The following is a 15,621-nucleotide window of genomic DNA, read 5'->3' on the forward strand; positions in this document are numbered from 1 at the left end:
GGCTAAATAGCATCTGTGCTCGTTGAAACTGGTGCCGCGCACCCGCATCCTCATCCTGAGGGCCCGCCAGCGGCGGGCGTCTCGAAGGATGGCCACAGTCGAGATCGCCGCCATATGCGATTGCCCCCTCCGGAGGGTAAGCGAGCCGCGGCTTATATAGCCGCCTTCCCCTTCAAGGCCGCCACTTCCGCCTCCAGCTCCGCGATCCTCGCATCCCTCGCCGCCAGTGCCGCCGCGACATCCGCCGCGTCGAACTTCTGCGGAATGTGCTGCGGGCAGTTGGTGTCCCAGGCTGCGATCTTGAACAGGATCACCTGCTCCGGCCGGGCGCGGTAACCCTTCGGCATCAGCGACGCCGTCAGCGCCTCGTCGTCCTCGACGACGTGCGCCTCGCCCCAGATCTTCACGCGGCGGCGATGGGCGTAGTCCATCACGAAGATGTACGCCTTGGGATTCTCCGAGAGGTTTCCCTGCGTGATGTATTGCCGGTTGCCGGCGTAGTCGGTGAAGGCAAGCGTCTGCTTGTCCAAGACCTTCAAGAAGCCCTTCGGGCCGCCGCGGTGCTGGATATAGGGCTGGCCGTCGGCCGATGCGGTGGCGAAATAGAAGCTGTTGGCGTCAGCGAGGAATGCGGCGAGGTTGTCATCGACCTCGGTGCGCCATCCTCGCTGCTCGGCATCGGCATAGCCCTCGCGCGATCCCTTTCGGGTCTGGATCGATTTCACCGCCGGCGAAAAGGCGACGTCGCTGGCGTAGGTGTGAGTTGCCGTCATCGGAATAGCTCCTGGAATTCCGGCGCATTGGTGCGTCTGTCAGAGTTCAAAATGGACCTTCCAGAGGCCAAAACAATCGATCCACTTGACACTTCATCATTGCGATATATGCAATAATTCCCATGGACCGCCTTGAAGCCATGCATGTCTTCGTCACCGTCGCCGACTTGCGCGGCTTTGCGCCGGCGGCGCGCAAGCTGCGGCTGTCGCCCTCGGCGGTGACGCGGCTGATCGCGGCGCTGGAGGAGCATCTCGGCGCGCGGCTGTTGCAGCGGACCACGCGGCAGGTGACGCTGACCGACGTCGGGACGCGCTATCTGGAGCGGGCGCGGCGGATCCTCGCCGATGTCGAGGAGGCCGACGGCTCCGCGCGCGAGGAGCGCAACCGGCCGAGCGGACGGCTGGTGGTCTCGGCCCCGGTCGGCTTCGGCCGCCTGCATGTCGGGCCGGTGATGACCGCCTATCTCAAGCGCTATCCCGAGGTCGCCTGCGAATTGCGGCTCTCCGACCATCTCGTCAACCTGGTGGAGGACGCCGTCGATGCCGCGGTGCGGATCGGCCATCTCGCCGATTCCTCGCTGGTGGCGCGCCAGGTCGGGGAGATGCGGCGGATCGTCGTGGCCGCGCCCGCCTACCTCAAGCGCCATGGCGAGCCGAGGACGCCGGAGGCGCTGCGCGAGCACCAGACCATCCAGTTCGGCCCATCCGCCAGCTGGCATTTCATGCAGGACGGCCGCGACATCGAGATGATTGTAGCGCCGCGCTTCACCAGCAACAGCGCCGACGCCGCCCTGCAATATGCCGAGGCCGGCGGCGGCGTGACGCGGGTGCTGGCCTATCAGGCCGCCGAGGGGCTGAAGCGCGGGCGGCTGAAGATCGTGCTGGCGAAATACGAGCAGCCGGCGCTGCCGATCCACATCGTCTATCCCACCTCGCGCCTACTCTCGGCCAAGGTGCGCGCGTTCGTCGATCTCGTGGTGGAGACGGCGGAGTGGAGGTTCGGCTAGGTCTCGTGTCCCGGACGCGCCGCGAAGCGGCGCAGAGCCGGGACCCAGAAAACCAAGGTTGGGCTGCGGATGTATGCGCCCCGGCTCTGCAGCGCATCACTGAAGAAGTGCTGCGCTGCGTCCGGGGCACGAGAGAACTACTTCTTCGGCACCACGCGGAACGTGCCGCTGGCGCGCGCGATCACGGCGTCGTCGGCCTTCGCCAGGCATTGCGCGAAACAGATCGTGGAGCCGGTCTTGATCGCCTCGCCCTCGACCGCGAGCCATTGGCCGATTTCGGCGGCACCGGCATAGTCGACCGACAGCGAGATTGTGACCAACGAGGTCGACCAGCCCGTCGCCTGGGCACAGCTATAGCCCATGGCGGCATCGGCCAGCGCCGCAATCAATCCGCCATGGATCAGCCCGCGCGCGTTGGTATGCGGCATCGCCAGCCGCAATCCCACGGTGACCCCCTTGTCGGTCTTCTTGGAGTAGAGCGGCTCCCAGGGATCGGTGAGCGGCGCCTTGCGGAAATGCGGCTCGAAGCCGGCGGGGATGTCGGGGAGGGTCATGGCTGTCTCGCGTTGCTGAGGTCGCCGGCATTGAACACGACGGACGCGACGAGCGCATCAATTACAAAGTTTCAAACGGGATTTGCGCGGGTGTTTGAAACGCGCGGTGCCGCAATGACAGAGCCGTAGGGTGGGCAAACGCGCGTAGCGCCGTGCCCACGATCTCTGCACAATTGAGAAAATTGGGTGGGGCACGCTTCCGCTTTGCCCACCCTACGGCACCGTCCTTAGAACGGCAGCCCGACATAATTCTCCGACAATGACGTCATCGCCGCCTGCGACTGCGTCACGTAGTCCAGCTCGGCGAGCTGGATGCGGGCGCCGATGGTGCCGGTGTCGGGGAATTTGTGCAGCATCGAGGTCATCCACCAGGAGAAGCGCACCGCTTTCCAGACGCGTGCCAGCGCTTTGCCGGAATAGGCGTCGATGCCGGCGCTGGATTTCTCGTCGTAGAATTCGCGCAGCGCGCTCGACAGATAATGCGCGTCGCTGGCGGCGAGGTTGAGGCCCTTGGCGCCGGTCGGCGGCACGATGTGAGCCGCATCGCCGCACAGGAACATCCTGCCGAAGCGCATCGGCTCGGCGACGAAGCTGCGCAAGGGCGCGATGCTCTTTTCGATCGAGGGGCCGGTGACGAGGCTGTCGGCGGCCTCCTGATCGAGCCGGCGCTTCAATTCGTCCCAGAAGCGGTCGTCCGGCCATTGGTCGACGTGGTCATCGAGCGAACATTGCACATAATAGCGGCTGCGCCTGGTCGAACGCATGGTGCAGAGCGCAAAGCCGCGGGCGTGGTTGGAGTAGATCAGCTCGTGGCTGACCGGCGGGGTGTCCGACAAGATGCCGAGCCAGCCGAACGGATAGACCCGCTCGAACTCCTCGATCGCCGAGGCCGGAACGCTGGCGCGGCTGACGCCGTGAAAACCGTCGCAGCCGGCGATGAAGTCGCAATCGAGCGTGTGGGTGACGCCGTCCTTGACGTAAGTTACACGCGGGTGACTGCCGTCGAAATCGTGCGGCTGGACGTCCTTGGCCTCGTAGACCGAGACGAGACCGGCGGCCTTGCGCGCATTCATCAGGTCGAGCGTGACCTCGGTCTGCCCGTAGATCATGACCGTCTTACCGGTCGCGCCCTTCATGTCGATGCGATGACGACGCCCGGAAAAAGCGAGCTCGATGCCTTCGTGCACCAGACCTTCGGCATGCGCCCGGGTCCCCGCGCCGATCTGGTCGAGCAGCGCGACGGTTCCCTCCTCCAGCAGGCCGGCACGGATACGGCCGAGGACGTAGTCCGGGCTCTGCCGCTCCAGAATGACATTGTCGATGCCATAAGCGTGCAGCAGTTGCCCAAGCAACAATCCGGCCGGCCCGGCCCCGATGATTGCGACCTTTGTCCGCAATACTTGCTCCTTCCGATCCTGTAGGCTTTCGTGGCGGCTCGCTTGTCGCTTCAACACGCTCGGGATAATTATACCATATAATCGTTGGGCAAAAGGGGAGCGCGCGGGTCGCTGCGAAGGGCGACAAATCCATGCAACGGGCTGACGGAGGATGCGACAGAGGTGCGCGCCAGTTCTGGCTTGAACCCGCCCGCCATTTAGATAACATGTTAATTAATGAGACCGGGCCAGCGAAGCCCGCCGTCGACAACAGGGAGAGACGCGTGATGAGAAGAGCCTGTCTGGCATTGCTGCTGGCCGCGAGCGTGACGCCTGCCCTCGCGCAGGACAAGACCTTCGATTTGAAGATCTCGCACTGGGTGCCGGCTTCGCATCCGCTGCAGAAGTCGCTGGAAGACTGGGCCGCGGCCGTCGAGAAGGATTCCGGCGGCACCGTCAAGGGCAAGGTGTTTCCGGCCCAGCAGCTCGGCAAGGCGTTCGACCATTACGACATGGCGCGCGACGGCATCGCCGACGTCACCTACGTCAATCCCGGCTATCAGCCCGGCCGCTTCCCGATCGTCGGCGCCGGCGAGCTGCCGTTCTTGATCTCGGACGCCAAGGGCGGCTCGATGGGCCTGGACGCCTGGTATCGCAAATATGCCGAGAAGGAGATGAAGGACGTCAAATACTGTCTCGCCTTCGTCCACTCGCCCTCGTCCTTCCATTCCAAGACCAAGAAGATCGTGATGCCCGAAGACGTGAAGGGCATGAAGATCCGCCCGGCGCACGCCACCATGGCGAACTTCGTCACTTCGCTCGGCGGCACCAACGTGCAGTCCTCGGCGCCGGAAGTGCGTGACATCATCGAGCGCGGCGTCGCCGACGGCGTCACCTTCCCCTGGGGCTCCCTGGTGCTGTTCGGCATCGACAAGGTGACCAAGTACGACATGGAGGCGCCGCTCTACACCACGACCTTCGTGTTCGTCATCAACAAGGACAAGTACAATGCGATGTCCGACAAGCAGAAGGGCGCGATCGACAAGAACTGCTCGGTCGAGATGGCGGGCATGGTCGGCGAGCACTGGGGCAAGTTCGAGGATGCCGGCATCGACAAGGTGAAGGCGGAATCCGGCCATGAGGTCTACAAGTTGACACCCGAGCAGGCCGCCGCCTGGAAGAAGGCCGCCGAGCCGCTGGTGAAAACCTGGAGCGACGGCGCCAAGAAGGCCGGCGCCGATCCGGATGCCGCGCTCGCCGATTTGAAGGCCTCGCTGAAGAAATACAACGCACTGGCGGAGTGAGCCCGGCAGCGGCCGGGTACTCGCTGCACCTCTCCCGCTTGCGGGAGAGGTCGGCGCGAAGCGCCGGGTGAGGGCTCTCTCCTCTTCGGGGTTCTCGATTGCGGAGACACCCTCTCCCCCACCCTCCCCCGCAGGCGGGGGAGGGAGCGCAGCTCTCTCGCGGGCGTATCTCGACTCGTCATAAGGACTCTTTCCCATGAAGCGCTCCTGGATGGACCGCATCATCGATTCGATCGAATGGATCGCGGCCGGCTTCGTCGGCATCGTCGCGCTCGACATCTTCCTGTCGGTGCTGCTGCGCAATACGCTGAACTATTCGATCCCCGACAGCTTCGACATCGGTCGCATGCTGCTCGGCATCCTCATCTTCTGGGGCATCGCCGCGACCTCCTATCGCGGCACCCACATCACGGTGGATCTGGTCTGGGGCAACGTCGGGCCGCGCTACCAGCGCTGGATCGACGTGTTCGCCACCCTGGTGCTGCTGTTCGTCGTGACCGTGCAGACTTGGACTCTGTTCGACAAGGTGCGCGGCACCTACAACGACAACGTCCAGACCTTCGACATGCACATGCCGACCTGGCCATTCTTCGCGGTCGCCTGGATCGGCGACGTTTCCGCCGTGCTGCTGATCGCGATCCGCACCTACCGCCTGATCTTCCATCCCGAAGACATGCACGATCCCAAATTGAAGGCGACGGAGTAATCATGAGCACCGATGCCGTCGCCTTAATCGGCTTCGTTTCCCTGTTTGTCCTGATGCTGTTGCGCGTGCCCGTCGGCATGGCGATGGGTCTCGTCGGCGTCTCCGGCTTCGCCTATCTCGTCAACGGCAATGCGGCGCTGAAGCTGGTCGGCCAGACCTCGATGCGCACGGTCACCGACTACACCTTCGGCGTCATCCCGATGTTCCTGCTGATGGGCTCGTTCGTCAGCAATTCCGGCATGAGCCGCGAGCTGTTCCGCGCCGCCAACGGTTTCGTCGGCCATTTGCGCGGCGGGCTCGGCATTGCCACCGTCGGCGCCTGCGGCGGCTTCGCCGCGATCTGCGGCTCCTCGGTCGCGACCGCCGCGACCTTCTCCGCCGTCGCCTACCCCGAGATGCGCCGCTTCGGCTATCCGCAGTCGTTCGCCACGGGCGTGATCGCCGCGGGCGGCACGCTGGGCGCGATGCTGCCGCCCTCCACCGTGCTCGCCGTCTACGGCATCATCACCGAGCAGGACATTGGCAAGCTCTTCATCGCCGGCATCATCCCGGGCCTGCTGGCGATGACCATGTACATGATCACGATCTTCCTGATCGGTTATTTCCGCCCCAACTTCCTGCCCAAGGGCAAGGTGACGCCGTGGCGCGAGCGCTTTGCGGGCCTGAAGGAGATCTGGGCGCCGGTGCTGCTGTTCGTGTTCGTGATCGGCGGCCTCTATGGCCTGCCCTTCCTGCCGCGCTTCACGCCGACGGAAGCCGGCGGCGTTGGCGCCGCCGGCGCCTTCATCATCGGCGTGCTGACAGGCCGCCTCGACCGCGAGAAGATCCTGGCCTCGCTGCTGCAGGCGACGCGCACCGCGGCCGCGGTCTTCACGGTGCTGATCGGCGCGCTGATCTTCGGCTATTTCCTGACGGTGACCCAGACGCCGCAAAAAGTGACTGAGTTCCTGACCGGTCTCGGCCTCGGCAGCTACGGCGTGCTCGCGCTGATCATGGTGATGTATCTCGTGCTCGGCTGCCTGATGGACGCCATGGCGATGATCATCCTCACCGTGCCGATCATTTTCCCCGTCATCACGCATCTCGGCTTCGATCCGATCTGGTTCGGCGTCATCATCGTCATGACCGTCGAGCTCGGCCTGATCCACCCGCCGGTCGGCATGAACGTCTTCGTCATCAAGAGCGTGGTGAAGGACGTCTCCTTCTCCACCATCTTCAAGGGCGTGATTCCGTTCGTGGTCACGGACCTGATCCGCCTCGTGATCCTGATCGCCTTCCCGCTGCTGGCGACCTGGCTGCCAACGCGGATGATGGCGAATTGACGAGGAGGAGCGATGACCACCCCGACGCTCGAGACCAAATACGTCTTCACCATCACCGCGCGCATCGGCGACGTCGTCACCGCCGGTGAGACCGGCATCGGCGTTCGCCGCATCATTCCAATCATCGGCGGCGAGGTGACGGGCGCGATAACAGGCAAGGTATTGCCATTCGGCGCAGACTTCCAGACCATCCGACCCAACGAGTTGATCGACCTCGAGGCGAAATACGCCTTCGAGACCGACGACGGCGCCGTCGTCTATGTCGAGAACAAAGGCATGCGCTTTGGCCCTGTCGAGCTCTTGCAAAAGCTCAAGCGTGGCGAGCCGGTCGATCCCAAGCTGATCTATTTTCGCACCGTCCCGAAATTCGAGACGGGGCACGAGAAATATCGCTGGCTGATGGAGCACATTTTTGTGGGCTCGGCCGCGCGCCATGCCGATCGCGTCGTGATCGACGTGCATCAGGTGATGTGACTCTTTGGGGACTCACGGGTACCAACCCGTGCCCGGCCTTCACTGCGCCTTCTGAGCCAATTCGGGAGCGCGGCGGGCGCAAAGCTCGGGCAGATCCTGCCGCGAGAGTGTGGCGGCGCGCCTGAGCTCATTGAAGGTGAGAGCTGAATCCGCCTATGACACGGCTCTGAGCTGGTTCAGGATACGACTTGCGCAAGATTGCGCAGACCACGGGAGTGCCACCATGTCCCTCATGGCTTCCAGCGACTCAAATCCACGACACAGCTTCGATCCTGCCGAGATGGGCGCCATCGCCCATCTCTATCGGGGCGAGGTCTATCGCTCGACGATCTGGCGAACGCGACTCGATAACACGACCAATTGGGCCATTGTCACGATGGGCATCGCGCTGTCGACGACCTTTTCGAGCCCGCAAGCATCTCCGCTGCCGCTCGTGCTCGTCGGGTTGCTGCTTGCTGCGTTCCTCGCAATGGAGGCGCGGCGCTATCGCTATTTCAACGTCTGGCGCGCCCGCGCCCGCTGGATCGAGAAGAATTTTTACGCGCCGATGTTCACGGGCGAAGCGCACGATGACGGCTGGCAGACGGTTCTTGCGCGTGATTACACCGCGCCCCGCCATCACATTTCGTTCGTCCGCGCTGCGGGGCGGCGGCTGCGACGCAACTACGTTTGGATCCTCGCCATCCAGGCCGTGGCCTACTACGGCAAGATTGCAATCCATCCGACGCCCGCAGCGAGCTTGGCGGAATTTGTCGATCGCGCGGCGGTCGGACCGCTTCCCGGCTGGATCATTCTGCTCATGGGGGTCGCCTACGATTTGGGCTGGCTGGCGTTCGCGTTCGGCACGCTTTGGCTCGACCAGCGCGAGCACGGGACCAAGGGCGATGGCGTTGCAATGGGCTAGCTAGCGACGGGGAAGTCCGGCCGAGCCCCGGGGTCCCCCGCCCGCCCCTAGGGAGTGGATCGGGAACGCGCCCCTCCTTGACTCCCCCAAAATTCGTTATAGAACATAACTATTCTGACAAGGACGCAAATGACACAGGGAAACGCCGAGACCGCTGCCGCGGGCACCTCCGGGCTACTCCGGATCGAGAGGGCGGACCGGGTTCTGACCGTGGGTCTGAACCGGCCGGCCAAGCGCAATGCGCTCAACGACGGCATCATCCTGGAAATCGGCGAGTGTTTTGCCTCCCTGCCCGAGGATATCGGCGCGGTCGTCATTCACGGCATCGGCGACCATTTCTCCTCAGGACTCGACCTCTCCGAGCTGACCGAGCACGACGCGACCGGCGGCCTGCTGCATTCCCAGATGTGGCACCGGGTGTTCGACCGCATCCAATACAGCCGCGTGCCCGTGATCGCGGCCCTGAAGGGCGCCGTGATCGGCGGCGGGCTGGAACTTGCGTGCTCGGCGCATATCCGCGTCGCCGAGCCCTCGACCTATTTCGCGCTGCCGGAGGGACAACGCGGTATCTTCGTCGGCGGCGGCGGCTCGGTGCGGCTGCCGCGGCTGATCGGCGTCGCCCGGATGATGGACATGATGCTGACGGGCCGCGTCTATAGCGCGACCGAAGGCGCGTCCTACGGCTTCGCGCAATATGTGACGGAAGCCGGCAACGCGCTCGGCAAGGCGATGGAGCTTGCGACCAAGGTCGCCTCCAACGCGCCGCTGACCAATTTCGCCGTGCTCCAGGCGCTGCCGATGATCGCGGAGGCCAATCCGCAGACCGGTCTGTTGATGGAATCGCTGATGGCGACCGTGGCGCAGAGCGACAAAGAGGCAAAACGCCGGATCCGTGAATTCCTCGAGCACAAGACCGCAAAGGTAAAGCCGAAGCCATGAGCGCACAGCCGTCCTCTTCCAGCATGGAGCGCGGCGCGAGCAATTTCCCGCTGCGGCCCATCTCGTTCGGCGATCCCGCCGTCAACATCGAACGGCGCGACGACGGTACGATCTACCTCCGGCCCAAACAGCCGCTCGGCGATTATCCGGTCCGCCTCACCGGCCGCCTGCATCATTGGGCGACGACCACGCCGGATCGCGTCTTCATGGCGGAGCGCGAAGGCGGCCGCGGCTGGCGCAAGATCACTTACGCCGAGCTGCTCGTCGCAACTCGGCACATCGCTTCAAGCCTGATTGCGCGCGGCCTGTCGGCGGAGCGGCCGGTCGTCATCCTCTCCGGCAACTCGATCGACCACGCCCTGCTCGCGTTCGGCGCGTTCTATGCCGGCATTCCGTTCTGCCCGGTGTCACCGGCCTATTCGCTGGTGTCGAAGGACTACGGCAAGCTGTCGTATCTGATGAAGCTGCTGACGCCCGGCCTCGTCTTCGCCGAGGACGCCGACAAGTTCGCCGATGCGCTCGCCGCCAACGTCTCGCTCGGCACCGAGATCGCCGCCTCGTATGGCGGCGTGCCGGGCCGTGACGTCACGCTGCTCGCCGACCTCATGGCGACACCGATCCGCAGCGATCTCGACGACGTCCATGGCAGGATCGGTCCCGACACGATCGCGAAATTCCTGCTGACCTCGGGCTCGACCGGCAATCCGAAGGCCGTCATCAACACCCAACGCATGATCTGCGCCAACCAGGTGATGCTGCGCGAGACGCTCGCTTTCCTGAAGGACGAGCCGCCGGTCATCGTCGACTGGCTGCCCTGGAATCACACATTCGGTGGCAACCACAATATCGGGCTGACGCTCTACAACGGCGGCTCGATGTATCTCGACGCCGGCAAGCCGATGCCCGGCGGCATCGAGGAGACCGTGCGAAATCTCCAGGAAATCTCGCCGACGGTCTATTTCAACGTGCCCAAAGGCTATGAATCGCTGCTGCCCTATTTGCGCGAGGACCAGGGCCTGCGCGCAAAATTCTTCGACCGCCTGCACGCGATGTTCTTCTCGGGCGCCGCGCTCTCGCCGTTCATCTGGGACAGCCTCGACGAGCTCGCGGTGAAGGAAAAAGGTTATCGCGTGCCGATGCTGACCGGGCTGGGCGCGACCGAGACCGCGCCGTTCTTCATGTCGGTCAATCCGCGCACGAGCCGCTCCGGCCATGTCGGCCTGCCCGTTTCGGGCAACGACGCCAAGCTGGTGCCGAACAACGGCAAGCTGGAGGTGCGGGCCAAGGGGCCGAACGTCATGCCCGGCTACTGGCGCCAGCCCGACATCAGCGCGAAATCCTTCGACGAGGAAGGATTTTACAAGATGGGCGATGCGCTCAAGCCCGCCGATCCCGACGATCTCAATGCCGGCTTCGATTTCGACGGCCGTGTCGGCGAAGACTTCAAGCTCGCCAGCGGCACCTGGGTCAGCGTCGGTCCCTTACGCGCGCGCCTCACGGCCGCCTGCGCCCCGCTGGTGCGCGACGTCGTCATCGCCGGCATCAACCGCGACGAGATCTCGGCGCTGGTCGTGCTCGACCTCGACGGCTGCCGGCTGATCAATCCGACGCTGCCGGCCGACGATCTCGTCGTCGCGACGCGCGACCGCCTGGTACTCGAAGCTTTTCGCGAGCGCCTGACCCGTTTCCTCAGCCAAGCCACGGGATCCTCGACGCGGATCACGCGCGCGATCCTGATGGACACGCCGCTCTCGATCGACAAGGGCGAGGTCACCGACAAGGGTTCGATCAACCAGCGTGCCGTGCTGGAGCACCGCACCGAATTGATCGAGGAGCTCTACGCTGCCAATCCATCCAACCGTGTGATATCGGTCGGATGACATGACAATTGGAATGAACCGATCGGCTGCTCCTTCACCTCGCTCCGCTTGCGGGGAGAGGTCGAATTTGCGCAACGCGCAAATTCGGGTGAGGGGGACTCTCCGCGAGTCTCACTCTCGCCGTCTCCGCGGGAGAGTCCCCCTCACCCCAACCCTCTCCCCGCAAGCGGGGCGAGGGAGCGCATCGAGCGCTTGGATACGATCGCGTCTGAATTAGAATCGAAGGAGAACGCCATGTTGTTGAAGGATCAGGCAGCCATCGTCACCGGCGGCGCATCGGGATTGGGTGCGGCCACCGCGCGCAAGCTGGCGGCGCAGGGCGCCAAGGTCGCGGTGTGCGATCTCAATACCAAGCTTGCCGAGACGGTTGCCGCCGAGATCAAGGGCGTGGCCGTGACCTGCGACGTCTCCGATGCCGCCTCCGCCGAAGCCGCGGTGGCGCAGGCTGCGAAAGCCCACGGCCCGGCGCGCGTGCTGGTCAATTGTGCCGGCATCGGCGTTGCCAAGCGCGTGGTCGGCCGCGACGGCCCGATGGCGCTCGCCGATTTCGACAAGGTGATCAAGGTCAATCTGATCGGCACCTTCAACATGCTGCGCCTTGCCGCCACCGAGATGTCCAAGCTGGAGCCACAGGCGACCGGCGAGCGCGGCGTCATCATCAACACCGCGTCCGTTGCCGCCTATGACGGCCAGATCGGGCAATCCGCCTATTCGGCGTCCAAGGGCGGCATCGTCGGCATGACGCTGCCGATCGCGCGCGAGCTGGCGCAGTTCGGCATCCGCGTGCTGACCATCGCACCCGGCCTGTTCCTGACGCCGCTGCTCGCGAACCTGCCGCAGGAGGCCCAGGACTCGCTCGCCGCCGCCATCCCCTTCCCGCGCCGGCTCGGCCAAGCCGACGAATTCGCCGCGCTCGCACTGCACATGGTCGAGAACGCCTATCTCAACGGCGAAGTGGTGCGTCTCGACGGCTCGCTGCGCATGGCGCCGAAGTAAGGCCGGCCAAATGTTCGTGAACCGGCGCGAGGTCCAGATCCAGTGGGGTGATTGCGACCCCGCCAACATCGTCTACTACCCGCGCTATTTCGCGATGTTCGACGATTCGACCTCGACCTTGTTCGAGGTCGCCGGCTTCTCAAAGCAGGACTTGGTTCGCAAATACGGCCTGGTGGGCATCCCCATGGTCGACACGCGGGCCAAGTTCTATATCCCTTCGACCTATGGCGACTGGATCACCATCGAGACTAGAATCGAGAGCATCAAGCGCTCGAGCTTCGAGGTGAAGCACAACGTCTACAAGGGCGAGGCGCTGGCGATCGAGGGGTTCGAAACCCGCGTGCTGGTCGGCCGCGATCCCGTTAACCCCGACAAGCTGAAATCGGCACCATTCCCGGCGGAAATGGTAGCCAAGTTCACGGGAAGCTAAATCGCCGCATCACCAAAAGAGGGGGCTGAATTACCCCCCGATTTCTGCTTTCAAAGAAACACGTAAAGGGAGGAAATAGATGAAACGCTTTTACCTGACTGCCGCGATCGCCGCGGCGACGCTGGCCCTGCCGGCGCTGCCCGCGCTGGCCCAGACCAGCGAAATCACCATCGGCATCACCACCACCACGACCGGCCCCGGTGCCGCGTTGGGCATTCCCGAGCGCAATGCGCTGGAGTTTGTGCCGAAGGAGATCGGCGGCATGCCGCTGAAGGTGATCGTGCTCGACGACGGCGGCGATCCCACCACTGCAACCACCAACGCCCGCCGCTTCGTGACCGAATCCAAGGCCGACATCATCATGGGCTCGGCACTGACGCCGCCGACCATCGCCGTCTCCAACGTCGCCAACGAAGCCGGCATTCCGCATTTCGGCCTGGCGCCGTTCCCGATCACGCCGGAGCGCATGAAGTGGTCGGTGGCGATGCCGCAGCCGATCCCGATCGTTGGCAAGGTGCTGTACGACCATATGAAAGCCAAGGGCGTGAAGACGCTCGGCTATATCGGCTATTCCGACTCCTATGGCGACCTCTGGTTCAACGACCTCAAGGCGCAGGCCGTGCCGATGGGCATGACCATCGTCGACGAGGAGCGCTTCGCCCGTCCCGACACCTCGGTGACTGGTCAGGTGCTGAAGCTCGTCGCCGCCAATCCCGACGCCATCCTGGTCGGTGCATCCGGCACCGCGGCCGCGCTGCCGCAGACCGAGCTGCGTGAACGCGGCTATCAGGGCCTGATCTACCAGACCCATGGCGCGGCCAGCATGGACTTCATCCGCATCGCCGGCAAAGCGGCGGAGGGCGTGCTGATGGCCTCTGGCCCGGTCATGGATCCCGAGGACCAGCCGGACGAAGCCGCGACCAAGAAGCCGGGCCTCGCGCTGAACTCGGCCTATGAGGCCAAATACGGCCCGAACAGCCGTAGCCAGTTCGCCGGCCACTCCTACGATGCCTTCGAGATCCTGAAGCGCATCATCCCGACCGCGCTGAAGACCGCAAAACCCGGCACGCCGGAATTCCGCGAAGCGATCCGCCAGGCGCTGCTGACGGAGAAGGAGCTGGCGGCTAGCCAGGGCGTCTACAACTTCACTGAAAAGGACCGCTACGGCCTCGACGAGCGCTCGCGCATCCTGCTCACGGTGAAGAACGGCAAGTACTCGCTGGTGAAGTAAGGCGGAGAGAGTCGAAAGACGACGAGAGCCGGCCCGATGGGCCGGCTCTCTTGTTTTGGCCTTGGAGAAAGCACTGCGAGCCTCGGCGGCACTGCGCCCCCTCTCCCGCTTGCGGGAGAGGGCTGGGGAGAGGGTGCCGCCGCGTTGGGATTTTCGACGCCTGCCATGAAGTCCCCCGAGCCGAGAGAGCCCTCTCCCGGCGCACGGGACGAAGCTTCGCTTCGCCCGGACGCGCCGACCTCTCCCCAAGCGGGAGAGGTTGCAGCCAGCGTGAGGATCCGCCGCCGGCCTCACGCCGCCTGCCGCAGCGGGGCCCAGGCGAATTCGGGGTAATACGTCTCCATCATGCGGTCGACAAAGGCGGTGAGGTTCGGAAATGCCTCGGCGCGCTCGCGCAACGCCGATTCGAAGAACGGCGACAGGATGCCGGCGAGCATACCGAAGGCGGTGGCGTCGACGCCGCAGGGCTTGTTGCCCATCAGGTACGCCTTGTCGCCGAGCTGCACCGACAGCGCAAACAGCGAGCGCACGGCGAGGTCGACGTCGTCATCGGGGGCGTGGCGGCCGAGGCCGGACAGCAGATAGTTCTCGGCGACGCGGAACTGCGCATCCTCGCGCAGCTTCTCGCGGTTATGCTCCGGTGCGCCATCGAAGAAATGCGCGGGTCCCTTGGCGAAATTCACCGGATCGACCCAGCGCGCCCCGACCAGTCCCCAATAGATATGGTGCTCGATCATCCGTTCGAACGCCCAGGCCTGCGCACGCTCGGCCAGCGACAGGCCGGCATCGAAATCGAAGCCGTAGCGGCGCTCGATATGAGCGCGGATGAAGGTGGAATCAGCCACCGCCTCACCGCCGTCGTCGATGAACGGCAATTGCCCCTTGGGAGAGGCCGGCGGCATCGCCCGCTCCTTTCGGTAGGGCAGTCCCGCCATCTTGAGCTGCACCTCCGTCTTGGTGACGAAGGGGCTGATTTCCGGCAGGCCGAAGCCGGTGCCAAAGCCGTAAAGCGTGATCATGCGAGCTCTCCTGAACCTCTCGAAAGTTGGCGGAACCTAGCGACCGGCTGCTGCCACCATGGTGGCAGCAGCCGTGATATCTTCTGCGAAGCGGGCCCCGCGCCAGGCGCGGCCCATCACGTGGCGGACCAGCGCGCCCGCGGCCTGGGTCAGCGAGCGTGCCACGACGCTTGCGAGGGCAAACCGGAGGTCGAGGGCCATGAGATCGAGCGAAACGAGGCGCCCGAATGCCGATACGGACCACGCCTGTGCCCGCAGCATCGGAATCGCCGGGCCGAAATGGGTTGGAATGATCATGGACAAATCCCCTTCAGTCGATGTGTTGTCCCGGTATAGAACCCCCCTGCTGCCAACATCCTGTCAGCAGCCGCGCGCCGCTTTCTGAAAAGACCACCGATAAGAGAATTGTCATGAGACGCGCTGACCGGCTGTTTCAGATCATCCAGGTGCTGCGGCGGACGCGGAAGCCGCTGACAGCGGACGCCATCGCGGCCGAGCTCGAGACCTCGAAGCGCACGATCTATCGCGACATCGCAACGCTGATCGGCCAGCGCGTGCCGATCCGCGGGGAAGCCGGCATGGGCTACATCCTGGAGAAGGGATTTGACCTGCCGCCCTTGATGTTGACACCCGACGAGATCGAGGCGGCCGTGCTGGGCGCACAATGGGTCGCCGGCCATGCCGATTCGGCGCTGGCGCGCGCGGC

17 protein-coding genes are annotated in these 15,621 nt (G+C 64.5%); 12 read left to right on the forward strand and 5 right to left on the reverse strand.

Annotation, left to right across the window (positions count from 1 at the left end; translation table 11 throughout):
* Nucleotides 1-152: 152 nt before the first annotated feature.
* Nucleotides 153-773, reverse strand: coding sequence for a pyridoxamine 5'-phosphate oxidase family protein (locus E4K64_RS36340; RefSeq protein WP_135167494.1), 621 nt, complete (start codon nt 771-773; stop codon nt 153-155).
* 122 nt (nt 774-895) lie between these two features.
* Here E4K64_RS36340 and E4K64_RS36345 point away from each other — a divergent pair, with 122 nt between their 5' ends.
* Complete coding sequence (locus tag E4K64_RS36345) at nt 896-1,780, forward strand: LysR family transcriptional regulator (RefSeq protein WP_135167495.1); 885 nt, start codon at nt 896-898, stop codon at nt 1,778-1,780.
* Nucleotides 1,781-1,917: 137 nt separating this feature from the next.
* Here the strand turns inward: E4K64_RS36345 and E4K64_RS36350 are convergent, their stop codons facing one another.
* The gene (locus E4K64_RS36350; protein WP_135167496.1) at nt 1,918-2,334 is read right to left on the reverse strand and encodes a PaaI family thioesterase; all 417 of its coding nucleotides are present in this window, start codon (nt 2,332-2,334) and stop codon (nt 1,918-1,920) included.
* Nucleotides 2,335-2,561: 227 nt separating this feature from the next.
* Nucleotides 2,562-3,731 carry a 4-hydroxybenzoate 3-monooxygenase gene (gene pobA, locus E4K64_RS36355; protein WP_135167497.1) on the reverse strand — a complete coding sequence of 390 codons (1,170 nt, stop codon included), beginning with the start codon at nt 3,729-3,731 and terminating at the stop codon, nt 2,562-2,564.
* Between the two features lie 266 nt (nt 3,732-3,997).
* On the opposite strand from pobA, the gene E4K64_RS36360 reads away from it, so the two are divergent.
* The 10 genes from E4K64_RS36360 (at nt 3,998) to E4K64_RS36410 (ending at nt 13,896) form a co-directional block, all read left to right on the forward strand.
* Nucleotides 3,998-5,014 carry a TRAP transporter substrate-binding protein gene (locus tag E4K64_RS36360; protein ID WP_135167498.1) on the forward strand — a complete coding sequence of 339 codons (1,017 nt, stop codon included), beginning with the start codon at nt 3,998-4,000 and terminating at the stop codon, nt 5,012-5,014.
* 196 nt (nt 5,015-5,210) lie between these two features.
* Nucleotides 5,211-5,720 carry a TRAP transporter small permease gene (locus E4K64_RS36370; protein ID WP_135167499.1) on the forward strand — a complete coding sequence of 170 codons (510 nt, stop codon included), beginning with the start codon at nt 5,211-5,213 and terminating at the stop codon, nt 5,718-5,720.
* Nucleotides 5,721-5,722: 2 nt separating this feature from the next.
* A complete protein-coding gene (locus E4K64_RS36375) occupies nt 5,723-7,042 on the forward strand; it encodes a TRAP transporter large permease (RefSeq protein WP_135167500.1) in 1,320 nt (439 codons plus the stop codon).
* A gap of 12 nt (nt 7,043-7,054) precedes the next feature.
* Complete coding sequence (locus E4K64_RS36380) at nt 7,055-7,516, forward strand: DUF3237 domain-containing protein (protein ID WP_135167501.1); 462 nt, start codon at nt 7,055-7,057, stop codon at nt 7,514-7,516.
* A gap of 280 nt (nt 7,517-7,796) precedes the next feature.
* Nucleotides 7,797-8,420, forward strand: a complete 624-nt coding sequence (locus tag E4K64_RS36385) for a DUF2270 domain-containing protein (RefSeq protein ID WP_235884909.1) — start codon at nt 7,797-7,799, stop codon at nt 8,418-8,420.
* Between the two features lie 129 nt (nt 8,421-8,549).
* Complete coding sequence (locus tag E4K64_RS36390; protein ID WP_135167502.1) at nt 8,550-9,359, forward strand: crotonase/enoyl-CoA hydratase family protein; 810 nt, start codon at nt 8,550-8,552, stop codon at nt 9,357-9,359.
* A complete protein-coding gene (locus tag E4K64_RS36395) occupies nt 9,356-11,239 on the forward strand; it encodes a feruloyl-CoA synthase (protein ID WP_135167503.1) in 1,884 nt (627 codons plus the stop codon). Before E4K64_RS36390 ends, E4K64_RS36395 begins: the two co-directional genes overlap by 4 nt.
* 234 nt (nt 11,240-11,473) lie before the next feature.
* The gene (locus E4K64_RS36400; RefSeq protein WP_128922235.1) at nt 11,474-12,235 is read left to right on the forward strand and encodes an SDR family NAD(P)-dependent oxidoreductase; all 762 of its coding nucleotides are present in this window, start codon (nt 11,474-11,476) and stop codon (nt 12,233-12,235) included.
* A 10-nt stretch (nt 12,236-12,245) separates the two neighbouring features.
* The gene (locus E4K64_RS36405; RefSeq protein WP_024340606.1) at nt 12,246-12,665 is read left to right on the forward strand and encodes an acyl-CoA thioesterase; all 420 of its coding nucleotides are present in this window, start codon (nt 12,246-12,248) and stop codon (nt 12,663-12,665) included.
* 79 nt (nt 12,666-12,744) lie between these two features.
* Entirely contained in the window at nt 12,745-13,896 is a 1,152-nt protein-coding gene (locus E4K64_RS36410; protein ID WP_135167504.1) for an ABC transporter substrate-binding protein, read from the forward strand.
* Nucleotides 13,897-14,186: 290 nt separating this feature from the next.
* Here the strand turns inward: E4K64_RS36410 and E4K64_RS36415 are convergent, their stop codons facing one another.
* Together E4K64_RS36415 and E4K64_RS36420 are read right to left on the reverse strand one after the other, a co-directional pair.
* Nucleotides 14,187-14,915, reverse strand: a complete 729-nt coding sequence (locus E4K64_RS36415) for a glutathione S-transferase family protein (protein WP_135167505.1) — start codon at nt 14,913-14,915, stop codon at nt 14,187-14,189.
* Between the two features lie 36 nt (nt 14,916-14,951).
* A complete protein-coding gene (locus E4K64_RS36420; protein ID WP_135167506.1) occupies nt 14,952-15,212 on the reverse strand; it encodes a hypothetical protein in 261 nt (86 codons plus the stop codon).
* A gap of 113 nt (nt 15,213-15,325) precedes the next feature.
* Here E4K64_RS36420 and E4K64_RS36425 point away from each other — a divergent pair.
* Nucleotides 15,326-15,621: helix-turn-helix transcriptional regulator (locus tag E4K64_RS36425; protein ID WP_135167507.1), on the forward strand; the 296-nt coding region annotated here is incomplete at its 3' end.

This window comes from Bradyrhizobium frederickii, from assembly GCF_004570865.1.
In the GTDB taxonomy this organism is placed as follows: domain Bacteria; phylum Pseudomonadota; class Alphaproteobacteria; order Rhizobiales; family Xanthobacteraceae; genus Bradyrhizobium; species Bradyrhizobium frederickii.